The organism is Planococcus massiliensis (genome assembly GCF_000821325.1).
In the GTDB taxonomy this organism is placed as follows: domain Bacteria; phylum Bacillota; class Bacilli; order Bacillales_A; family Planococcaceae; genus Planococcus; species Planococcus ruber.
Genome location: NZ_CCXS01000001.1, coordinates 2,941,350 through 2,962,618, shown reverse-complemented (window position 1 = coordinate 2,962,618; position 21,269 = coordinate 2,941,350). Strand labels below are relative to the sequence as shown.

Annotated in this window: 21 protein-coding genes and 1 other annotated feature; of the genes, 19 read left to right on the top strand and 2 right to left on the bottom strand. The window is 48.2% G+C overall.

Features of this window, described 5'->3' with window-relative positions; translation table 11 throughout:
• Positions 1 to 31: 31 nt before the first annotated feature.
• The 15 genes from BN1080_RS14755 to BN1080_RS14685 all read left to right on the top strand — a co-directional run bounded on the left by BN1080_RS14755 (position 32) and on the right by BN1080_RS14685 (position 14,528).
• Positions 32 to 1,000, top strand: a complete 969-nt coding sequence (locus BN1080_RS14755; RefSeq protein WP_052653255.1) for an ABC transporter ATP-binding protein — start codon at positions 32 to 34, stop codon at positions 998 to 1,000.
• Positions 1,000 to 1,635, top strand: coding sequence for an ABC transporter permease (locus tag BN1080_RS14750; RefSeq protein ID WP_052653253.1), 636 nt, complete (start codon positions 1,000 to 1,002; stop codon positions 1,633 to 1,635). The genes BN1080_RS14755 and BN1080_RS14750 overlap by 1 nt, the downstream gene beginning before the upstream one ends.
• A 12-nt stretch (positions 1,636 to 1,647) precedes the next feature.
• Complete coding sequence (locus BN1080_RS14745) at positions 1,648 to 2,550, top strand: glycine betaine ABC transporter substrate-binding protein (protein ID WP_052653251.1); 903 nt, start codon at positions 1,648 to 1,650, stop codon at positions 2,548 to 2,550.
• A 156-nt stretch (positions 2,551 to 2,706) separates the two neighbouring features.
• Complete coding sequence (locus BN1080_RS14740; protein WP_052653249.1) at positions 2,707 to 3,855, top strand: thiolase family protein; 1,149 nt, start codon at positions 2,707 to 2,709, stop codon at positions 3,853 to 3,855.
• An 18-nt stretch (positions 3,856 to 3,873) separates the two neighbouring features.
• Positions 3,874 to 4,644: a 3-hydroxyacyl-CoA dehydrogenase gene (locus BN1080_RS14735; protein ID WP_052653247.1), complete on the top strand. Its 771-nt coding sequence runs from the start codon at positions 3,874 to 3,876 to the stop codon at positions 4,642 to 4,644.
• 30 nt (positions 4,645 to 4,674) lie between these two features.
• Positions 4,675 to 5,823: an acyl-CoA dehydrogenase family protein gene (locus BN1080_RS14730; RefSeq protein ID WP_052653245.1), complete on the top strand. Its 1,149-nt coding sequence runs from the start codon at positions 4,675 to 4,677 to the stop codon at positions 5,821 to 5,823.
• 1 nt (position 5,824) lies between these two features.
• The gene (locus BN1080_RS14725) at positions 5,825 to 6,802 is read left to right on the top strand and encodes a CaiB/BaiF CoA transferase family protein (protein ID WP_052653243.1); all 978 of its coding nucleotides are present in this window, start codon (positions 5,825 to 5,827) and stop codon (positions 6,800 to 6,802) included.
• A gap of 112 nt (positions 6,803 to 6,914) precedes the next feature.
• Positions 6,915 to 7,147 (top strand) — a binding site (T-box leader).
• Between the two features lie 62 nt (positions 7,148 to 7,209).
• Positions 7,210 to 8,202: an anthranilate phosphoribosyltransferase gene (trpD, locus tag BN1080_RS14720; protein ID WP_052653241.1), complete on the top strand. Its 993-nt coding sequence runs from the start codon at positions 7,210 to 7,212 to the stop codon at positions 8,200 to 8,202.
• Complete coding sequence (gene trpC / locus BN1080_RS14715) at positions 8,199 to 8,972, top strand: indole-3-glycerol phosphate synthase TrpC (RefSeq protein ID WP_052653239.1); 774 nt, start codon at positions 8,199 to 8,201, stop codon at positions 8,970 to 8,972. The genes trpD and trpC overlap by 4 nt, the downstream gene beginning before the upstream one ends.
• On the top strand, positions 8,969 to 10,765 hold the full coding sequence (gene trpB / locus BN1080_RS14710; protein ID WP_110925664.1) for a tryptophan synthase subunit beta: 1,797 nt from the start codon (positions 8,969 to 8,971) through the stop codon (positions 10,763 to 10,765). Before trpC ends, trpB begins: the two co-directional genes overlap by 4 nt.
• On the top strand, positions 10,762 to 11,532 hold the full coding sequence (trpA, locus tag BN1080_RS14705) for a tryptophan synthase subunit alpha (protein ID WP_052653237.1): 771 nt from the start codon (positions 10,762 to 10,764) through the stop codon (positions 11,530 to 11,532). The genes trpB and trpA overlap by 4 nt, the downstream gene beginning before the upstream one ends.
• A 23-nt stretch (positions 11,533 to 11,555) precedes the next feature.
• A complete protein-coding gene (locus tag BN1080_RS14700; RefSeq protein WP_052653235.1) occupies positions 11,556 to 12,146 on the top strand; it encodes a DNA-3-methyladenine glycosylase in 591 nt (196 codons plus the stop codon).
• 71 nt (positions 12,147 to 12,217) lie between these two features.
• Positions 12,218 to 12,739: a type 1 glutamine amidotransferase domain-containing protein gene (locus BN1080_RS14695; RefSeq protein ID WP_052653233.1), complete on the top strand. Its 522-nt coding sequence runs from the start codon at positions 12,218 to 12,220 to the stop codon at positions 12,737 to 12,739.
• A 148-nt stretch (positions 12,740 to 12,887) separates the two neighbouring features.
• Positions 12,888 to 13,217 (top strand): ArsR/SmtB family transcription factor, encoded by a 330-nt coding sequence (locus BN1080_RS14690; RefSeq protein ID WP_052653231.1) that lies wholly within the window; start codon positions 12,888 to 12,890, stop codon positions 13,215 to 13,217.
• A 15-nt stretch (positions 13,218 to 13,232) separates the two neighbouring features.
• Entirely contained in the window at positions 13,233 to 14,528 is a 1,296-nt protein-coding gene (locus tag BN1080_RS14685; RefSeq protein ID WP_052653229.1) for an arsenic transporter, read from the top strand.
• A 31-nt stretch (positions 14,529 to 14,559) separates the two neighbouring features.
• Here BN1080_RS14685 and BN1080_RS14680 read toward each other — a convergent pair whose 3' ends face one another.
• The gene (locus BN1080_RS14680; protein ID WP_052653227.1) at positions 14,560 to 15,363 is read right to left on the bottom strand and encodes a GNAT family N-acetyltransferase; all 804 of its coding nucleotides are present in this window, start codon (positions 15,361 to 15,363) and stop codon (positions 14,560 to 14,562) included.
• Between the two features lie 329 nt (positions 15,364 to 15,692).
• On the opposite strand from BN1080_RS14680, the gene BN1080_RS14675 reads away from it, so the two are divergent.
• The 3 genes from BN1080_RS14675 to BN1080_RS14660 all read left to right on the top strand — a co-directional run bounded on the left by BN1080_RS14675 (position 15,693) and on the right by BN1080_RS14660 (position 19,516).
• Positions 15,693 to 16,619: a manganese-dependent inorganic pyrophosphatase gene (locus BN1080_RS14675; RefSeq protein WP_052653225.1), complete on the top strand. Its 927-nt coding sequence runs from the start codon at positions 15,693 to 15,695 to the stop codon at positions 16,617 to 16,619.
• A 522-nt stretch (positions 16,620 to 17,141) separates the two neighbouring features.
• On the top strand, positions 17,142 to 17,852 hold the full coding sequence (locus BN1080_RS14665) for a DsbA family oxidoreductase (RefSeq protein ID WP_052653221.1): 711 nt from the start codon (positions 17,142 to 17,144) through the stop codon (positions 17,850 to 17,852).
• A 116-nt stretch (positions 17,853 to 17,968) separates the two neighbouring features.
• Positions 17,969 to 19,516 (top strand): FAD-dependent oxidoreductase, encoded by a 1,548-nt coding sequence (locus BN1080_RS14660; protein WP_052653219.1) that lies wholly within the window; start codon positions 17,969 to 17,971, stop codon positions 19,514 to 19,516.
• A gap of 41 nt (positions 19,517 to 19,557) precedes the next feature.
• Here BN1080_RS14660 and BN1080_RS14655 read toward each other — a convergent pair whose 3' ends face one another.
• The gene (locus BN1080_RS14655) at positions 19,558 to 20,079 is read right to left on the bottom strand and encodes a YceI family protein (protein WP_052653217.1); all 522 of its coding nucleotides are present in this window, start codon (positions 20,077 to 20,079) and stop codon (positions 19,558 to 19,560) included.
• A gap of 249 nt (positions 20,080 to 20,328) precedes the next feature.
• Here BN1080_RS14655 and murB point away from each other — a divergent pair, with 249 nt between their 5' ends.
• On the top strand, positions 20,329 to 21,246 hold the full coding sequence (gene murB, locus BN1080_RS14650) for a UDP-N-acetylmuramate dehydrogenase (protein ID WP_052653215.1): 918 nt from the start codon (positions 20,329 to 20,331) through the stop codon (positions 21,244 to 21,246).
• Positions 21,247 to 21,269: the final 23 nt, after the last annotated feature.

The window sequence follows — 21,269 nt, the reverse complement described above, 5'->3', positions numbered from 1 at the left end:
AGGTGGTGTTTGAGAGAAAGGAGCGGATGCAATGATCCGTTTTGAAGGAGTCACAAAACAGTTTCCCGATGGAACAGAAGCATTGAAAGAAGTCAGTTTGACTTTTCCATCCCATCAGTTGACCGCTATTATCGGGCCAAGCGGCTGCGGGAAGACGACGCTGATGAAGATGGTCAATAAACTTGAAAAGCCGACACAGGGCGAAATATACATTGACGAAAAGCCGATAACCGGCTTGGAAGAAGTTGAGCTTCGCCGGAAAATCGGCTACGTTATCCAGCGTATTGGGTTATTTCCCCATATGACCATTAAAGAAAATGCCTCGCTGGTCCCTAAAATGTTGGGCTGGCCAAAAGAAAAAACAGCTTCCAGAATTCAGGAATTGATGGAGTTGACGGGATTAGACCCGGAAACATATTTGGAGCGCTATCCGCTGGAATTGAGCGGCGGCCAGCAGCAGCGCGTCGGTGTTGTTCGGGCGCTTGCGGGAGATCCCAATATTATTTTGATGGATGAACCTTTTTCGGCACTTGATCCGATCAGCCGGGAGCAGCTGCAGGATGAACTCCGGAATCTACAGCAGACCATCCAAAAAACCATTGTTTTTGTTACCCATGATATGGACGAAGCACTGAAAATAGCCGATACCATTGTGGTGATGCGTAAAGGGCAAGTGGAGCAAATCGGATCGCCTGCTGAAATATTGGGCAATCCTGCAAACGATTTTGTCCGCAGCTTTATCGGCGTCGAGCGAATCCAGCGGCAGCGGCCATTTGGAGATAAGAGTTTAAGTGAATTTATCGGTTTGTTTAAAACGGAAGGGACAGGCAGTGCCCATGAAGTATCCGGCTCGCTTACGGTAAAAGAAGCTTTCGAAGTGCTGGAACAAAGCGGCCAAACCCATTTGGCCATTCGTCTAGGGGAGAGCCGCCATGTATATGCCGGTGAACGGGAATTGCTGAAAGCTGCTTTGGCGAAAGAAGAAGGTGAATTGGTTTGATGAATTTCTTCGATACATTAGTCAGCCGGCAAGACATGATCCAAACGGCTTTTCTGGAACATATTTATCTGTCTTTTGTGGCCGTGGCCATCGGCATCGCCATTGCCTTGCCTATTGGAATCCTCATTGCGAGATATCGGCGTTTTGCCGAACCGATCATTGCGGTGACCGCTATTTTTCAAACCATTCCCAGTTTGGCGCTGTTTGGGTTTTTGGTGCCTTTGCTTGGCATCGGCTCGCCGACAGCTTTGATTGCACTCATTATCTATGCCTTGCTGCCGATTTTGCGGAATACCTATACGGGGATTACAGGAGTCGACGGTTCTGTCATTGAAGCAGGCCGCGGCATGGGAATGACGCGTACACAAATTCTTCGGCAAATCGAATTGCCGCTCGCGCTGCCTTTTATTATGGCGGGCATTCGGACTGCGACTGTATTGACGGTGGGAATTGCGACGCTGGCCACTTTTGTCGGAGCAGGCGGACTTGGGGATATTATTTATCGCGGGCTGCAATCCTACAATAATTCATTAGTTCTGGCTGGAGCTTTGCCGGTTGCGCTTTTGGCCATCGGCTTTGATTTGATATTGAAATGGATTGAAAAAAGAACTACGCCGAAAGGCCTTAAACTTTAGGGGGAATCATTGATGAAGAAATCTATATTAGGAATGGCCTTGCTCACTTCTGCTGTGCTGTCGGGCTGCGGTTCAGGATCATCTGAAAGCGAACCGATCGTTATTGGCGGGAAGCCTTGGACAGAGCAGTATATTCTTCCGCATATTCTCGGGCAGTATATTGAAGCGAATTCTGAATACAAGGTGGAGTATGAAGATGGACTTGGCGAAGTGTCGATTCTAACGCCGGCTCTTGAAAAAGGCGATATTGATTTGTATGTGGAATATACGGGCACGGGATTAAAGGATGTACTGAAAGAAGAAGCCGTTTCGGGCCAGTCTTCAGAAGAAGTGCTCGAGCGTGTGCGTGAGGGATATGAAGAAACGTTGGATGCCACATGGCTTGAACCGCTGGGCTTTGAAAATGGCTATACGTTAGCTTTTTCAAAAGACAGCGGCTATGATGCAGCAACCTACTCGGACCTTGCTGAAATTTCGAAAACGGAAGACATGACTTTTGGCGCTCCGCATCCATTCTATGAACGCCAGGGCGATGGCTATGATGACATGATCGCCACCTATCCATTCGAATTTTCGGCTACTGAAAGTTTTGACCCGGCGATTATGTATGAGGCGGTGAAAAACGGGGATGTCGATGTCATTCCGGCATTCACCACGGATAGCCGGATCGGATTGTTCGATTTAGAGACGACTGAAGACGATCTCTCCTTCTTTCCGAAATACGACGCGGCACCTGTTGTCCGCTTAGAGGCACTGGAAGAATATCCGGAGTTGGAAGAAGTGCTGAACGGGCTTGCCGGTCAGATTACGGAAGAGGAAATGCTGGCGATGAATGCGAAAGTGGACATTGACCAGGAAGTGGCAAGCGACGTTGCGCGCGAATTCTTAATTGAAAAAGGATTGATTGAAGAATAATAGGCTTGAACCGCGGGAGAATCCGCGGTTCTTTTTTTATGGTATTTCGTAAATCCTTCTTGTACAATGATTATAATGAGTGAATAGTCATTCAATTCAATCAAATGAAAACGATTTCATTTCAATAGAAGAAAATACTAAGACGAGGTGAAAACAGTGAGAGAAGTTGTGATTGTTGAAGGAGTCCGTTCGGCGGTAGGGCGAAGAAAAGGGATGTTTTCAGAAACGCGGCCGGACGAACTGGCTGCTTTAGTGCTTGATGAACTGGTGGAGAGAGCCGGAATAAGTAAAGGGCAAGTGGAAGATATTATTTTAGGCTGTGTTTCGCAAGTGGCGGAACAAGGGGGAAATGTTGCCCGCACTGCTGCTTTGATTGCGGGATTTCCCGATTACGTGCCGGGGGTTACGATTGACCGCCAATGCGGGTCGAGCCAGCAAGCCGTGCATTTTGGGGCCCAAGCCATTTTAGCGGGAGATATGGATATTGTCATTGCCGGTGGTGTAGAAAGCATGACACGGGTGCCGATGTTCTCAAATATGCAAGGAGCCAAACCCAGCACAAAACTGACCGAACAGTACGAAATCATCAATCAAGGCTTATCGGCGGAGCGGATTGCTGCAAAATGGGGATTGAGCCGCGAGCAGCTGGATGCTTATTCTGTCCAGAGCCATCAACGGGCGAAAACCGCGATTGACAACGGCCATTTTGAAAAAGAAATCGTTCCAATCGAAATTGAAAGTGAAGGCGGCGTAAAGCAGTCGGTGGCTGTAGACGAAGGGCCGCGCCCTGGGACGACGATGGAAGTGCTGGGTGGGTTAAAGACCGTTTTTGATGAAAATGGCGTGATTACGGCTGGCAATGCGAGCCAGATGAGCGACGGCGCTTCGGCGGTCCTTCTGATGTCGCGCGAAAAGGCGGAGGAACTTGGGCTAAAACCGCAAGCGCGCATTATCGCGCGGGCAGTTGTCGGATCTGACCCGACGCTCATGTTGACCGGTCCGATTGCGGCGACAAAAAAAGTGCTGGAGAAAGCAGGGCTGAGCATTGATGATATGGATCGCTACGAAGTCAATGAAGCATTTGCGCCAGTGCCGCTTGCATGGCTTGCGGACACAGGTGCGGATCCGGAGAAGCTCAATGTCAATGGCGGTGCCATTGCGCTGGGGCATCCGCTTGGTGCGACCGGCACGAAACTGCTGGTTTCTTTGCTTCATGAGCTGGAGCGGACAGGTGGCAAGTATGGGCTGCTGGCTATTTGCGAAGGAATGGGAATGGCGAATGCGACGATTATTGAGCATTTATAAAGGAATGGAGGGAAATGCATGAAGTTAGCGGAAATTAGAGCAGTCGTCACAGGCGGTGCTTCAGGGCTAGGCGAAGCGACGGTGCGCCGCATCGTGAAAGCGGGCGGACAAGCGGCCATCTTCGACCTCAATAGGCAGCGGGCGGAAGCATTGATCGAAGAACTTGGAGAAGAACGGGTCGTATATTTCGAAACAGATGTCACCAATGCAGGGCAAGTAGAAACGAATTTAGCTCGAGTGGTTGAGCGGTTCGGTTCAGTTACTGCTGTTGTCAATTGCGCAGGCATTGGGACGCCGGGCAAAGTCGTATCGAAAGGCGAACCGATGCCGCTCGAGCAATTTGAAAAGGTCATCAGCGTCAATTTAATTGGGTCTTTCAATGTGATCCGCGTGGCAGCAGCCACAATGCAAAAAAATGAACCGAATGCAGAGGGGGAGCGCGGGCTGATCGTTTCCACAGCTTCAGTTGCGGCTTACGAAGGGCAAATCGGCCAGGCGGCTTATAGCGCTTCCAAAGGAGGCATTGTGTCCATGACTTTGCCGATTGCGAGAGAATTTGCGCGTGACGGAATCCGGGTCATGGCGATCGCGCCAGGTTTGATGCAGACGCCGATGTTCGATGGGCTGCCGGAAGCGGCTGTCCAGTCGCTATCCGCTTCCGTACCATTTCCGGCAAGGCTCGGGCGTCCGGATGAATTTGCTCAATTAGTGGAAAGCATTGCTGAGAATCCAATGCTGAATGGGGAAGTCATCCGCCTCGATGGTGCGATCCGCATGCAGCCGAAATAAATAAAAAGCAAGGGATAAGGGGGAATTACTATGGCAAAATACCGGTTTGAAGAAGAAGAACACGAAATGTTCCGCAAGTCGCTGCGCAAGTTTCTTGAAAAAGAAGCGATTCCGCAATACGGTCAATGGGAGAAAGACCATATCATTCCGAAATCGTTTTGGAGCCGACTGGGCGAAATGGGCTTTTTATGTCCACAAGTCGAAGAGCAGTACGGAGGCTTAGGCCTCGATTTCCGCTATGCGGTCATTATTGGCGAAGAATTGGAGCGGGTAGGTACGAGTTTGACCGGTGTCGGTCTTCATAATGATATTACTGTGCCGTATATCGAAGCATATGGCACGGAAGAACAAAAGCAGCGCTGGCTGCCGGGCTGCGTGACAGGAGAATACATCACAGCCATCGCCATGACCGAACCCGGTGCAGGATCTGATTTGGCGAATATCTCAACGACTGCGGTGAAAGACGGCGACAATTACATCGTCAATGGCCAAAAAACTTTTATTACAAATGGCATCAATTCGACGCACGTTGTAGTGGTCGTAAGAACAGATCCGAAGGCGGAATCCAAGCACCGCGGCATTTCCTTGCTGATGGTGGAAGAAGGGATGCCTGGGTTTACGAAAGGGCGAAAACTTGAAAAAGTCGGATTGCACGCCCAAGATACGTCGGAGCTGTATTTTGAAGACTGCATCGTGCCTGCTGCGAACCTGATCGGCGAAGAAAACAAAGGCTTCACTTATTTGATGGAAAAATTGCAGCAAGAACGCCTTGTTGTGGCAATCGCTGCTCAAACGGCTTCTGAAGAAATGCTGAAGATGACGCTTGATTACGTAAAGTCCCGTAAAGCTTTCGGCAAAGCGGTCGGCTCTTTCCAGAATACCCAATTTAAATTGGTGGAAATTGCTACGGAAATTGAACTCGGCCATTCGTTCCTGGAATCGCTGATTGAAGATCATATGGCCGGCAAAGACATCGTTTCAAAAGTATCGATGGCAAAATACTGGCTGACGGACCGGGCAAAAAAAGTGGCGGCTGAATGCATGCAGTTGCACGGTGGATACGGCTATATGGAAGAATACGAAATTGCGAGGCGCTACCGTGATACGCCTGTAGCCGCTATTTACGCTGGATCCAATGAAATCATGAAAACCATTATTGCCAAACGAATGGGCCTTTAAAATGGATGGGGCATTGCAAGGAATCCGGGTTCTTGATGTCACTTATTATGTCCCTGGACCATATGCCGGTATGAGATTGGCGGAAATGGGAGCGGAAGTCATCAAAGTGGAGCCGCCTACAGGCGATCCGGCCCGCTATATGAGCGGAGGCCATGTCCATACGGCCAACAATAAAGGGAAAACCATTGTGCATCTTGATTTGAAGTCGGCAGAAGGGCGGCGGCAAATGCTTGAGTTGGCCAAAGAGGCCGATGCGTTGATTGAAACTTTCCGTCCGGGCGTGATGCGGAAGCTTGGCCTGGATTATAAAACGCTGTGCCAAATCAATCCGGGCTTGGTTTATTGTTCGCTCTCCGGCTACGGGCAGGATGGCCCGCTTGCACACCTTGGCAGCCATGATTTAAATTATTTGGCATTGTCCGGCGCGCTGGATCAAATGGCGGATGCTTCAGGAAAGCCGATCCACCCAACAAACACCTTTGCCGATTATACAGGCGGACTGCTTGCATCGGAGAAAATCATTGCTGCGCTATTTGGCAGGATCCGCACCGGCAAAGGGGTTCATTTGGATATTGCCCTTGCGGAAGCGATGGCGGAATTTCAAGGCAATCATGATATCTACTTTGAAAAAGGCGTTTCGGAAAACGGCGTTCCTGAAATTTCAGGGGCGATTCTGAATTACGCCATTTATGGAACAAAAGATGGCCGCTACGTCACATTGGGTGCGCTTGAAGAAAAGTTTTGGCATCAATTCTGCGATTTTGCGGGCAAGCCGGAGTGGGAAGCTTGGTACGGCAAAGCACAAGGAACTGCCGAGCATGCTGAAGTTGCTACCTATTTCAAAACAAAAAATTGGCAAGAATGGTACCGGCTATCACTGGAAATCGATTGCTGCCTGGCGCCGGTATTGAAAGGTTTTGAACGGCATGCACATCCTTTCTTCCGGCAGCGTTCTGCCTCCATAAATTCAGCCCTGTGAAATGAATGACTTGACAGAATAAACAAAAGAATTTAATATGAGGGACAACTTGTTGGACGAGCGGCAAGTCTATTTGAGAGAAGAGCTTAGAAGAGTTGAGAATAGAAGAGTGTTCAAATCGAGGATTGAGACGAGTAGGCAAGCACATCTATGTAGAGAGTCAGCGGCTGGTGGAAGCTGATTGGGTGACTTGCGCGAATGGACTTAGGAGAGCTGGCCTGAAAGCGGAAGCGAGTAAGGGAGACGTAGGCCCTGCGTTAAAGGGAAAGGCGTAAGAGCCTGTTTTAAGTGAGTGCAGAATTGCATTAATGCGTGGTGGTACCGCGGTTAACCCCCGTCCCCGCAACCGGATTTTCTTCCGGTTGCGGGGATTTTTGCATTTAAAATACGAGCTGAGGAGAGAGAGTATGAGAAGAGCAGAGAATTTATCAGAGCAGAGCATGTATGAAAAATCATTGGATTTATTGGACGGAGCAATTCCGGAACCTGAAGTGAAACAGTTTTTGGTCGGCCTTCATGAAAAAGGTGAAACGGCAGATGAGTTGGTCGGAATGGTGAAGGCTATGCGTGAAAAAGCGGTGGCGTTGCCAGACATCCAAGGTGAACTGGTAGACGTGTGCGGCACGGGCGGCGACCGCTCCTATAGTTTTAATATCAGCACGTTGACCGCATTTGTCTTGGCAAGCTGCGGCATGGCGGTTGCGAAGCACGGCAACCGGAGCGTATCGAGCAAAACCGGAAGTTCCGATGTGTTGGAAGAACTCGGCATCTCCACTAGAGTGGATGTGAATTCAATTCCAGAAATGCTGGATCAAACAGGGATTGTGTTTTTATTCGCGCCGGCTATCCACCCGGCACTCGGCAATTTGCGGGCTGTCAGAAAATCGATTGCGACTCCGACGATTTTCAACCTGGTCGGCCCGCTGGCGAATCCGTTGCCGATCACGGTGCAAATGACGGGTGTTTACCGCCGGGACATGATGGAGCCGATGGCGGAAGCTTTAATGCGGCTTGGCAGAAAGCGCGGAGCGGTCGTTCACGGAGCAGGCGGGCTGGACGAATTGTCGTTAGCGGGCATTAACGAAATGATGATATTTGATGAAGAAGGGCTACGGAAAATGTCAGTCCATCCAAATGATGTCGGGCTGGAGCCAGCGCCGATCAGTGCCATACGCGGAGGCGACCCAAAACGCAATGCCGAAATCTTTTTAGAAGTTTTAGGTGGCAAAGAAAGCCCTTATTTAGATACGGTGGCATTAAACGCAGGAGCGGTGCTCTATATTAGCGGACGTGCACAAACCTTGTCTGAAGGCGTACATCAAGCACGAAAATCCCTTATTGACGGGGAAACGGCACGAGTATTTGAACTTCACCGTCTGGCTGCGGGGGTGTTGGTGTGAACATTCTCGATAAAATCATCGCAACGAAACGGCAGGAAATACAGGCTTACAAGAAAGAAGAGCAAATGTCCCATGTATTTCCCGGGAAATCAAAGCTGCTAGACCATCTTAAGAAAAAGAATGGGGTCATTGCGGAAATCAAACGGGCATCTCCGTCCAAAGGGGCCATTCAAATGGAAGTGGACATTGTGGCTCAGGCACAGAAATACGAGCATGCCGGTGCAGCGGCCATTTCAGTTTTGACGGATGAAACATATTTTAAAGGGTCGATCAAGGACTTGCAAAAAGTGGCGCAAGCCGTATCAATTCCGGTTCTCTGCAAAGATTTCATGATCAGTGAAATTCAGATTGACCGGGCAAAAGGAGCCGGAGCGACGATTGTTTTGTTGATCGCGGCAGCTTTGGAAGATCAGGAGCTGCAGCGATTATACCGCCATGCTACGGCAATTGGGCTGGAAGTTTTAGTGGAAGTCCATGACGAAGAAGAATTAACGAGCGCTTTGGCAGTGGACGCCCGATTAATCGGCATCAATAACCGGGACTTGAAAACATTTGACGTATCGCTTGAACGCACGGCTGAATTGGCAGCGAGATTTCCTTTCGACGGCGAGCGTGTATTAATCAGCGAAAGCGGGCTTCGGACAAAAGAAGACGCCGCGTTTGTTTACGGCTGCGGCGCTTCTGGGATTTTGGTCGGCGAGACGCTGATGAGAGCAGAGGATCCAGGGCAATGGATCGAAGAAGCCACGGCAGTGGAGGCGATCAAATGACGAAAGTGAAAATTTGCGGACTGATGGAAGAGCGGCATGTGGAAGCAGCGAAAGAGGCCGATGCGATTGGGTTTGTTTTTGCGCCGAGCAAAAGGCGCGTATCGATCGAACGGGCAGCGGAACTGGCGAAGCATGCGCCGGTCAGTGCAGAAAAAATCGGCGTCTTTGTCAATGCTTCTATAGAAGAAATTGAAGAAACGGTTGAAAAGGTGCCGCTGACAATGGTGCAGCTTCATGGCGATGAACCGGATGAACTAGTGCGGGAGATTAAAGTTCCTGTCATTCAGGCATTTTCCATTCGCGGGAAAGAAGATGTGGCGCGGCTTGAGAATTCTGTTGCGGATTTTGTATTAGTTGATGCGCCCGGAACGGATTACCGGGGAGGGAGCGGACACGTTTTTGATTGGACGCTGCTCGAAGAGGCAGAAATTGAAGCGTCCCGCCTAATTTTGGCTGGCGGCTTGAATGCGGAAAACGTAAAAGCGGCTGTCCATCAAACCGGGCCTTATATGGTCGATGTATCAAGCGGCGTCGAAACGGACGGAAGAAAAGATGAAGTGAAAATCCAGCAATTCATTCAACAGGCAAAGGGTGATTCGATGCAGCAGACAGCAGACAAAACAGGATTTTTCGGAAAATACGGCGGGCAATTCGTGCCCGAGACCTTGATGAAAGCAGTAAAAGAATTAGAGGATGCTTATATGGAAGCGAAAGGCGATCCTGCCTTTAAAGAAGAATATCACCATTATTTAAGCGAATATGTCGGCCGTGAACAGCCTTTGACGTTTGCGAAGCGGTTAACAGAAGCGTGGGGCGGACCGAAAGTTTATTTGAAACGGGAAGATTTAAATCATACAGGCGCCCATAAAATCAATAATGCGATTGGGCAGGCATTGCTTGCGATGCGGATGGGGAAACGGAAAATCGTAGCGGAAACGGGAGCCGGCCAGCACGGTGTGGCGACTGCCACCATTTGTGCGCTATTTGATTTGGAATGCGTCATTTTCATGGGAGAGGAAGACATTAAACGCCAGCAGCTGAATGTATTCCGCATGAAACTATTGGGGGCGAAAGTGGAAAGTGTGACAAAAGGCAGCTCGACATTAAAAGATGCCGTCAATGAAGCGCTGCGCTACTGGGTCACAAATGTAGAGGATACACATTATTTAATCGGCTCAGCATTAGGGCCGCATCCGTTCCCGACGATGGTGCGGGATTTCCAGAGCGTAATCGGTGAAGAAACGAAGCGCCAAATCGTTCAGCATGAAGGCCGGTTGCCGGATACGGTTCTCGCTTGTGTCGGAGGAGGGAGCAATGCGATTGGCATGTTCTATCCGTTCTTGAAAGACGAATCCGTCCGTTTGATCGGCGTAGAAGCATCCGGTGAAGGGCTCGATACGGAAAAGCACGCGGCAACAATGACGAAAGGTACGGAAGGTGTCCTGCACGGCGCGTTTATGAAATTGCTGCAGACCGATGCCGGCCAAGTGTTGGAAGCCCATTCCATTTCAGCGGGGTTGGATTACCCGGGAATCGGTCCGGAACATGCGTATTTAGCGGATATCGGACGAGTGGAGTACGAATCCATTACCGATCAGGAAGCGCTTGAAGCTGTCGTTTCCTTTTCGCGCCTCGAAGGGATTATTCCGGCGCTCGAATCTGCACATGCTATTGCACAGGCGGAAAAAACAGCCAAAACGATGGGCAAGGATGAAATTTTGGTGATCTGTGTATCAGGCCGCGGCGATAAAGATATGGCCACCTATGCAGAGCGATTGGAGGGCTTGTCATGAAGCGGTTGAAATTGCTGAAGGAACAAGATGCAAAAGCGTTTGTGGCATATATTATGGCGGGAGACGGCGGTCTTGAAAAATTAAGCGAACAAGTTCTTTATCTGCAGAAGGCGGGCGTGACTGCCATCGAAATCGGGATTCCATTTTCAGATCCAGTGGCAGACGGGCCGACGATTGAAGCAGCTGGCAACCGCGCGCTAAAAGCCGGGGTCACTTTGGAAAAAGTGCTGAAAGAAATGGCGAGTTGGACGTTTGAGGTGGAAGTGCCATTGCTGATCATGACTTATTTAAATCCCGTCATTAGTTATGGGGTAGAGCGTTTTGCGAAAGAATGCAAGAAAGCGCGGGTCTCCGGTGTCATTATTCCGGATTTGCCTTATGAGCACCGCCAATTGGCTCATGCGTTTTTAAAGAAAGAAGATGTGGCGTTGATCCAGTTGGTGACCTTGACTACTACAGAAAAGCGTTTGGAAGCCATTCTTCAGGAAGCGGAAGGATTTGTCTATGCGGTTACGGTAACGGGGATTACCGGAGCGCGCGACCAGATTTCGGAGGACGTCCGGACATTTACAAGAAAAGTGCGGGAAAAGAGTCCGGTGCCGGTTTATGCCGGTTTCGGAATCTCCAAAGTCCAGCACGTCGATATGCTGCGGGAAGATGTGGATGGATTTATTGTAGGAAGTGCCATTGTAGAGGCTTTCCGAAATCAAACAATCGAAGAAATTGAACCCCTTATTCAAGCGGTAACCGCCCCTCATTCGGTATAATTGCGGATAGGAGGGATGCACGAATGTTTACACCTTTAACAGCGGACTTCTATGAAGCGCCGACTCTTGAATTATCGCGCAGTTTGCTCGGGCAGATTCTTGTCCATGAACTGCCAGAAGGCATTGTAGCCGGGAGGATTGTTGAAACGGAAGCTTATATGGGAGCAGAAGACCGGGCCGCCCATAGTTTCGGCAACCGCCGGACGAAACGGACCGAGGTGATGTTCGGTCGAGCCGGCCTCGTTTATACGTACCAGATGCACACCCATACGCTCATTAATGTAGTCAGCGGACCCGTGGATACACCGCGTGCGATTTTAATACGCGCGGTCGAGCCGGTTGAAGGCATCGATTTGATGGCAGAGCTTAGAGGGCGCCATCTGCCGATCAAACAATGGACAAGCGGTCCAGGGAAATTGACAAAAGCGATGGGCATTACGATGGAATATTATGGCCATCATTTTACAGAGCGCCCTTTGTATATTGCGGAAGGCGAACCGGTCCATGCGATTGCAGCAGGGCCGCGCGTCGGCATCGGGAATTCACTCGAAGCGGTCAGTTATCCGTACCGGTTCTTTGAACAGGACAATCCATTTGTTTCAAAATTTCGTTGAACCTCATGTTTAAAGTGGCACTCACGTGGAATAATAAGGGAGAACACTTAAAACAGAAGGAGTGGAAGATAGTGGCTAAAATTGCAACTTTAATTACCGATATGTTCGAAGATGTGGAATATACAGATCCGCAAAAAGCATTCAATGATGCAGGTCATGAGGTCTTTACGATCGAAGAGGAAGCAGGCAAAGAAGTGACAGGCAAACAAGGCGAGGCTGTCGTTACAATCGACAAAGGGATTGATGATGTAAATCCCGAAGACTACGATGCGCTATTCTTGCCAGGCGGATTCTCTCCGGACCAATTGCGTGCGGACGACCGTTTTGTTGCGTTTACGAAAGCATTCATGGATGCGAAAAAACCGGTTTTCGCCATTTGCCATGGCCCTCAGTTATTGATTACGGCTAAAGCGCTTGAAGGGCGTAAAGCAACTGGCTATAAATCCATCCAAGTGGACATGGAATATGCAGGTGCGAAATTAGTAGACGAAGAAGTGGCTGTCTGCCAAGATCAATTGGTAACGAGCCGCCAACCGGACGATATTCCTGCCTTCAATCGCGAATCACTTCGCTTGCTTGAACAATTAGCATAAACTGAATGGAAGCCCCGCCGGCATTTGCTGGCGGGGCTTTTTCGTGTAGAAGTTGCAGTGCGTTGATCCGTGCTCCTTCAAATGCCTATTGTATCAATAAGCGAATGCTTATATAATGAATGGATTATAGAAAAGAAGGTGAAGGGGATTGGATTACCTCCAAATGGAATTGTACTTGAAAGCAATTGGAGACAGCAGCCGGATGCGGATCTTAAAGTATTTAATGAAAGATTCATTGTGCATCTGCGAATTTACAGAACTGATGAATATGACGCAGCCTGCAATCAGCCAGCATATGAAGAAGTTAAAGCAAGCGGAGCTGGTGCTGGAAGAAAAGCGGAGCCGTTGGACGATATGGTCGTTGAATATCCGGCATGCCCAGTATCCGATATTGCTTCACTTATTAAGTTTGCTTCCGGAACCGGAACGGACGGTCCAAACGTTGAAAGCAGAAGGAAAGAAAGTTAGTTGTGAATAGGGAGTTGTAGAGAACGTGGATGTTTGGTTAGCCGTCTTTATTTTTGCTATTACGTTATTTTTGGTCATTGCCCAGCCGCGAAATTTATCGATTGGCTGGTCTGCGATGGCCGGTGCTGCTGCAGCGTTGCTTGTGGGAGTAGTTGACTTTGGCGATGTTTGGGATGTGACAGGCATCGTTTGGAACGCCACATTGACATTTGTGGCGCTTATTGTCATTTCCTTGATTTTGGACGAAATCGGCTTCTTTGAATGGGCAGCGCTGCATACAGCCAGATTTGCAAAAGGCAGCGGGCTGCGGATGTTTTTTCTCATTATTATCCTTGGTGCAGTGGTTTCGGCATTATTTGCGAATGATGGAGCAGCGCTGATCATTACGCCGATTGTCCTGGCGATGGTCCGGGCGTTGAATTTCAAAGACGCGATGATTCTTCCGTTTATCATGGCTTCCGGATTTATTGCCGATACGGCATCGCTGCCGTTTGTCATCAGCAATTTGGTCAATATTGTCTCTGCCGACTTTTTTGGCATCAGTTTCACGGAATATGCCATCCGAATGGTCATTCCGAACTTCTTTAGCATCGCTGCGAGTATGCTTGTGCTGTATCTTTATTTCCGGAAATCCATTCCGAAGCAATTCGATGCCAGCGCACTAAAAACGCCGGCTTCAGCCATAAAAGATTTGAAGATGTTCCGCTTGTCTTGGGGTGTTGTGGCAATCTTGCTTGTCGGCTATTTCATCAGCGGACCGCTTGAAATTCCCGTATCGTTAATTGCGGGTGCTGTCGCTGTCCTATTCTTGGCGATTGCCCGAAGAAGTGAAGCGGTACACACAAAAGCGGTATTGAAAGGTGCCCCATGGGCGATTGTCTTTTTCTCTGTGGGAATGTATGTGGTGGTTTATGGCTTGCGGAATGCAGGGCTTACGTCGGTGCTTGCAGCAGCGATTGAATGGACAGCCGGCCATGGCTTATATGCGGCGACGATTGGAATGGGCTTTATTGCAGCACTTCTGTCTTCTGTCATGAACAATATGCCAACCGTCATGATCGACGCATTGGCGATTTCTGAAACGAATGCAACGGGGGCGGTAAGGGAAGCGTTAATTTACGCGAACGTCATCGGTTCGGATCTTGGGCCTAAAATCACGCCGATCGGTTCTCTCGCAACGCTTTTATGGCTTCATATCCTTAGAGTAAAAGGTGTGAAAATCAGCTGGGGCTACTATTTCAAAATCGGAATCATCTTGACGCTTCCAACGCTATTCATCACCCTGACCGGGTTGTATCTCTGGCTCAAGATTTTGCATTAAATAGAAAGAGGCTCGCGGATGCGAGCCTCTTTTAATCTAGAAATTTAGCTAAATACACTTCATTCAAAGCCTGGTCGTTAATAATCAATGAATTTTTGCGAGTGCCTTCTTTTACATAGCCGGCTTTATCATAAAGTTTGCGGCCAGCGGTATTCCGTTCGACAACGGTGGTCTCGAGGCGGGTCACGCCTTTAGTGGCTGCCCATTCTTCGGCTTTTTCGAGCAGCGAAGTGGCAATGCCTTTTTTATGGGCATGTTTTTGAATGCCTAATTCAAGAGATGCACGATGGGCTGCACGTTTCGCTTCATTGCCCATGATCATCAAATAGCCGACAGGTTCACCGTTTAAGATGGCAATCAGGATGGTCGAATGGCCCTGCTGCTTCCAGTCGATGATTTGTTTGCGGACGCTTTGGGTAGACTGGTGGCGCTCATCTTTTCCGTACAGCATATATTCGGATTCTGCTTCTACGATTTTCTGTAAGGTGATCAGCGAACGGGCGTCCCCATGTCCGGCAGAACGAATCAATAGAATGTCTTCATTTCGGTTATGGTGTTTTGAATGGCGATCGCCTGATGCATCGATTTTTTCAAATCGGACAAAGCGGTTGGTTTCCACTTGGCTGACATAGTAGCCCGCATCCATCCAGGCATGGAAATGTTTGGCCGGCGGTTTTGTCTTTTTCCACCAGCTTCTATTCAAATAGGCTGCATTGGGCAATTGCTGCCCCATAATTTGTTCGATTTCTGTAAATGTCAACGTGATCACGGGATTGGAAGCAGATGAAAAATAGTCGGACAAAGGAATGTATTTTTTTTCCAGTAATATAGTCACAAAAAATTTCCCCTTTCTATTTTTATTGCTATAAGTTATGAGAATTATATCATTTGTCCTATTGGAATGTATATAATTTTTTAAATTTTATGAAATGAATTTTAAAATACCTATAAAAAGGTAAGAAAATGTATAATAGTAGTAATAAATTAGCCTAATTGTATTAATAAATTTGATAATTTAGAAATTTTTATTTCTTTTTAAAAAAATCCGTTGAAATTTCCAATGGAAAATATACAATAAATTATCAAAGGCCAAATGTATTTTGGCTCCACTTCTACTTGTGGTAAAATAAGCACGGAAACTAACATTAATCAGGGGGCAAAATCATGTCAAACGTTTTTGTATTAGGCCATCAAAATCCAGATACGGATTCCATTTGTTCGGCTATTTCATATGCATACTTAAAAAACCAACTCGGAATGGACGCTGAGCCGATTCGGTTAGGTGATCTGAATAACGAAACTTTATTTGCATTGGAGAAATTCTCAGCAGCTGAACCGCGTCTTGTCAAACGTGTTTCAGAAGAAGTATCGCAAGTTATTCTTGTCGACCACAACGAGCGCCAACAGAGCGCTGAAGATATTGGCGATGTTCAAGTGATCGAAGTGATCGACCACCACCGGATTGCCAATTTCGAAACAACGGATCCGCTTTATTTCCGTGCGGAACCTGTCGGCTGTACAGCAACCATTCTGCTGAAATTGTTCAAGGAAAACGAAGTGGAGGTCCCGGCGGATATGGCAGGCCTTATGCTGTCAGCCATCCTTTCGGATTCTCTTTTGTTCAAATCGCCGACGTGCACGCCTCAAGATGTGGCAGCTGCAAAAGAGCTGGCTGAAATTGCCGGAGTCGATGCGGCTGAATATGGTTTAGCGATGTTAAAAGCAGGGGCGGATTTGAGCAATAAAACATTGGAAGACTTGATGTCTTTGGACTCAAAGGAATTTGAAGCCGGCGACCACCGTTTTGAAGTGGCTCAAGTCAATGCGATTGATGTCAATGAAGTCATTGGCCGCCAAGCTGAATTGGAAGTATTGATGGAACAAGTCATTGCGAAAAAAGAATTGGACCTGTTTACTTTTGTGGTAACCGATATTTTAAACAACGATTCAGTAGCCATCGTTCTTGGCAAAAAAGCAGGAATCATTGAAGGTGCATTTAAAGCAAGTGTGGTCGATAACCGAGTGCTGTTGCCAGGTGTCGTTTCCCGCAAAAAACAAATTGTTCCAGTCATCACTGAAGCATTAAGCTGATCCCTTTATGGGGTCAGTTTTTTTATTGCGGTTTTCTGGCAGGTGTAGTCGCCTTTCGGAGCTAAACGGGTGCCGTCGCTTTTCGGTTGTCCAGACTCCGGCGACCCAGCTCCTCGAGTCATAAGCCAGCTCAGCTATGCGGCAAAGAGCGCCGCTCCGCTGAACCGTCTTATGCCTTTCGGAGCTAAGCGGGTGCCGTCGCTTTTCGGTTGTCCAGACTCCGGCGACCCAGCTCCTCGGGTCATAAGCCAGCTCAGCTATGCGGCAAAGAGCGCCGCTCCGCTGAACCGTCTTATGCCTTTCGGAGCTAAACGGGTGCCGTCGCTTTTCGGTTGTCCAGACTCCGGCGACCCAGCTCCTCGGGTCATAAGCCAGCTCAGCTATGCGGCAAAGAGCGCCGCTCCGCTGAACCGTCTTATGCCTTTCGGAGCTAAGCGGGTGCCGTCGCTTTTCGGTTGTCCTAAGCAAAAAAATTGAGGGTCTTGTTTTTCGTTGTTATAGTTATTTAAAGAGGTGGATATAATGAAAATCGAAATTTGGTCAGATTACGTATGCCCGTTTTGCTACATAGGCAAACGAACACTTGAACAAGCATTGAAACGAACTGGGTTTGAGCCGCAGGCTGAAATTTCATTTAAAGCATATCAGTTAAACCCCGATACACCCGTCGATTCCACGATTTCAACTTACGAATCGTTAGCGAAGAAAATGGGGCAGACAGTAGAGCAAGCGAAGGAAATGACGAAAGGCGTAGCGCAGCACGCGCGTACTGTGGGCCTTGAATATAATTTTGACGGCATGGTCGAAGCCAATACCATGGCCGCCCACCGTCTAGTGAAATGGGCGGAAGAGAAAGGCAAAGCTCCTGAGCTTACGGAAAGTTTGCTGCACCATTACTTTATCGAAGCCAAAAATATTGGTGATGCAGAAGTTTTATTGGCTATTATTGAAGAGGTCGGCTTGGACCGGATAGAAGCGAAAGAAGTTCTTGCCTCTGACCGTTTTCTTGCAGAAGTAGAGGCGGACATTATGGAAGCCCGCCAAATCGGTATTCAAGGTGTGCCATTCTTTGTGGTTAACCGCAAATATGCCATTTCAGGCGCTCAGCCGCTGGAAGCATTTGTGGATTCGATCCGTCAAATCGCGGACGAAGAAGGCATACGCCCGGCTTTAAAACCGATGGGCAAAAGCAAAACCAGCTATTGCACTGGCGATTCTTGTGAAAACGAATAATGGAGCGGCAGAGAACCCGGAAGCGAATATCGCTTCCGGTTTTTTTGTACGGATTAAGATAGCGGGGGAGGGGGTAGACAACTAATAAGCAAAATTACGGTTATAGGAGGATGGGCATGACACAAGAAGAAAAGCAAAGCCGCGTTCCGGAAATGCCAAAATCATATTGGAGACAATACAAAGAGGTTCCGAGTTTTCCTGCGCTTCAAGCAAATGAATCCACAGATATCGGCATCGTTGGCGGAGGAATTGTAGGAATCATCAGCGCTTATCTATTAGCGAAAGCTGGAAAAAAAGTGACGTTGATTGATGCCGGGAAATTAATCGACGGAGTCACAGGCTACACGACTGCCAAAATCACGGCCCAGCATGGATTGTTTTATTTCCCGTTAATCAAGCTGATTGGAGAAGAACAAGCGAAATTGTATTACCAAGCGAATATGGACGGCCTGGACTTTATCGAAAAAACGGCCGCTGATTTGGATATCGACTGCGACTTTTCTCATCAAAATGCTTTTGTCTATGCCAATACCGCAATTGGCGCCAAATTGGTTGAAAAAGAGGCGGAAGCCTACCTGCAGCTTGGAATTGACGGCGGTTTAGCGAAAGACGAAGTAGAGCTTCCTTTCGATGTGAAAGAAGCGATCGTCATGCGCAACCAAGCGCAATTCCACCCGGTAAAATTCTTGGCGAAGCTTGTCGAAGAAATCGAACGCCTCGGCGGCAAGATTTACGAACAGACCCGGGCAGTAAAAATATTGAGCAAAAACGATCCCGTGATCCAAACAGAAAACATGTCGCACTTGTCCTGCAACAAAGTCATTGTGGCTACGCATTATCCGTTTAATGATTTTGACGGCATGTATTTTTCGCGCCTTTCCGTTACCCGTTCTTATGTGGTCGCGGCCAAAGTCAAAGGAGAAGTTCCAAATGATATGTATGTAAGCTGTGATATGCCTTCCCGTTCGCTGCGGTACGCAACAGATGAAAACGGCGAAAAATTATTATTGATCGGCGGAGACGGCCATGGCAGCGGCAAAAGCAAACCGCCGACCATGAAGCATTACGAAAACTTGGAGAAATTCGGCGAAGAGCATTTCGGCATCGAGGAAATTCCGTACCGCTGGTCTGCCCAAGACATCACAACGCTGGATCAAGTGCCGTATATCGGGACGATTACTGCCGGGTATGACAATATTCTGGTGGCGACCGGTTTCCATAAATGGGGCATGTCGAACGGAGCGCTTGCAGGGCTTATGCTGACGGACCAAGTTCTAGGGAAATCCAATCCATATGCCGCGCTTTTCAATCCGACGCGCACGAAAATGAAAGCGGTGGATGCGGCAAGCTTCATCAAAGACAACGCATCTGTTGCTAAAGAATTGGTGAAAGGCAAATTGAAGATGCCGTCTAAAACGGTGGAAAACTTGCAGAACGATGAAGGCGGCTTGGTGAAAGTCGGCAACAAAAAAGCAGGCGGCTACCGCGATCAATACGGCCAAGTGCATCTGGTCAATACGACGTGTACGCATATGGGCTGTGAAGTCGGCTGGAATGACGCCGAACGTTCGTGGGATTGCCCATGCCACGGTTCGCGATTCTCGTACACCGGGGAAGTGCTGGAAGGGCCGGCAGTAAAGCCGCTGAAAAAACTTGGAGATTAAAAAAAGCAGTGCGGTGGGTTCCGCACTGCTTTTTTCTATCTTTATGCCGGGTTCGCTTCAAGTTCCAATGAAATCTTGATATCTTCGCCGACTAATACGCCGCCTGTTTCAAGTGCTTGGTTCCAAGTAAGGCCGAAATCTCTGCGGTTTACTTTGCCTTCAGCGCTGAAAGCGACAACTTCTTGGCCCCAAGGGTTTGTGCCTTTTCCGCCGTACTCAACTTCGAAAGTTACAGGGCGCGTTACGCCTTTGATTGTCAGATCGCCTGTCAATTCGTATTCGCTGCCTTTTTTGGTGATATCGTTTGCACTGAATTTGATTTCCGGGTAGTTTTCTACGTCGAAGAAATCAGCAGAACGCAAGTGGTTGTCGCGGTCTTCGTTGTTTGTGTTGATGCTTGCAACATCGATTTTGAAATCGATCAATGCGCCGCTCAAGTCTTCTTCGTTCGCTTCTACGACAGCGTCGAAAGATTCGAATGAACCTTTCACTTTAGAGATCATCATGTGTTTGACTGAAAAGCCGATTTCTGAGTGTGCTGGGTCGATTGTCCATTTTTTCATTGTATAATTCCTCCTAGAATGTACTAACTAAATGTAACTATATCCGACTGGCATCTTGATGTCAATTGTTTTTAAATAAAAATTCTCGAATTCGAGATATTTTTATCGCAAGAATGACTTTTTCTTTCGAATTGTCTGTACTTTTTTTATTTATCGTACTTTAGACCTTATCATCGGGGTTTCACTTGTCAAATTCCCAATAAAATCGGATACTTATAGAAGTTAAAGTTTAGAAGGGATTTGCGTGGAATGACGAAAGAAACATGGCTTCACGATCTTCGCCGTTTTTTGGCGGATGATCACGTAAAAATGGACGAACCGCTACACCTGCATACCTTAACAAGAATGGGTGGGCCAGCTGATATTTTTGTTGCACCAACGACTGAAGATGAAACGGCTTATACCGTGAAATATGCATATGAAAACAATATTCCGTTATTGCTTCTCGGCAACGGGTCGAATATGGTCGTCCGTGACGGCGGCGTACGGGGCATTGTCTTGAACTTGAAGAGTTTGCACACGATCCGCATCGAAGGGACAACGGTTTACGCACAAGGCGGCGCTAATATTAAGGAAGTCTCGAAAGCGGCAGCTTCTAACCGGTTGACGGGCTTGGAATTTGCTTGCGGCATTCCAGGATCAATCGGCGGTGCGATGGCGATGAATGCCGGAGCTTACGGCGGAGAAATCAAAGATGTGATCCGCAAAGCTACGGTACTGACGAAAGAAGGCAACAAGCTTGAGCTTTCAAAGGAAGATTTGGAACTGGGTTACCGCAAGAGCATCATTACGAAAAAAGGCTATTATGTCTTATCGGCAGAGTTCGAATTGGAATTCGGCAATCAGCTCGTCATTGATGCGAAAATGAGCGATTTGACGATGCAGCGCGAAACAAAGCAGCCGCTGGAATTTCCATCAGCAGGAAGTGTTTTCAAGCGGCCGCCTGGAAACTTTGCCGGTAAGCTGATCCAGGAAAGCGGGTTGCAGGGCAAAGGATTTGGCGGAGCGGAAGTTTCGACGAAGCATGCCGGATTTATTGTCAATAAAAACAATGCTACAGCGAACGATTACATCAAGACGATTGAAATGGTCAAGTCAGCGGTCCGTGAAAAATTCGGAATTGACTTGGAGCTGGAAGTGAAAATTGTCGGCGAAGATATGGCCTAACGACGAAAAGGCGCTAGATGCCT

Coding starts and splice junctions, on each gene's coding strand:
- BN1080_RS14655 (WP_052653217.1), bottom strand. CDS start 20,079: ATGAAAAAATGGACAATCGACCCAGCACACTCAGAAATCGGCTTTTCA.
- BN1080_RS14745 (WP_052653251.1), top strand. CDS start 1,648: ATGAAGAAATCTATATTAGGAATGGCCTTGCTCACTTCTGCTGTGCTG.
- BN1080_RS14700 (WP_052653235.1), top strand. CDS start 11,556: ATGTTTACACCTTTAACAGCGGACTTCTATGAAGCGCCGACTCTTGAA.
- BN1080_RS14660 (WP_052653219.1), top strand. CDS start 17,969: ATGACACAAGAAGAAAAGCAAAGCCGCGTTCCGGAAATGCCAAAATCA.
- BN1080_RS14755 (WP_052653255.1), top strand. CDS start 32: ATGATCCGTTTTGAAGGAGTCACAAAACAGTTTCCCGATGGAACAGAA.
- BN1080_RS14730 (WP_052653245.1), top strand. CDS start 4,675: ATGGCAAAATACCGGTTTGAAGAAGAAGAACACGAAATGTTCCGCAAG.
- BN1080_RS14750 (WP_052653253.1), top strand. CDS start 1,000: ATGAATTTCTTCGATACATTAGTCAGCCGGCAAGACATGATCCAAACG.
- murB (WP_052653215.1), top strand. CDS start 20,329: ATGACGAAAGAAACATGGCTTCACGATCTTCGCCGTTTTTTGGCGGAT.
- BN1080_RS14725 (WP_052653243.1), top strand. CDS start 5,825: ATGGATGGGGCATTGCAAGGAATCCGGGTTCTTGATGTCACTTATTAT.
- BN1080_RS14735 (WP_052653247.1), top strand. CDS start 3,874: ATGAAGTTAGCGGAAATTAGAGCAGTCGTCACAGGCGGTGCTTCAGGG.
- trpB (WP_110925664.1), top strand. CDS start 8,969: ATGACGAAAGTGAAAATTTGCGGACTGATGGAAGAGCGGCATGTGGAA.
- BN1080_RS14665 (WP_052653221.1), top strand. CDS start 17,142: ATGAAAATCGAAATTTGGTCAGATTACGTATGCCCGTTTTGCTACATA.
- trpD (WP_052653241.1), top strand. CDS start 7,210: ATGAGAAGAGCAGAGAATTTATCAGAGCAGAGCATGTATGAAAAATCA.
- BN1080_RS14675 (WP_052653225.1), top strand. CDS start 15,693: ATGTCAAACGTTTTTGTATTAGGCCATCAAAATCCAGATACGGATTCC.
- trpA (WP_052653237.1), top strand. CDS start 10,762: ATGAAGCGGTTGAAATTGCTGAAGGAACAAGATGCAAAAGCGTTTGTG.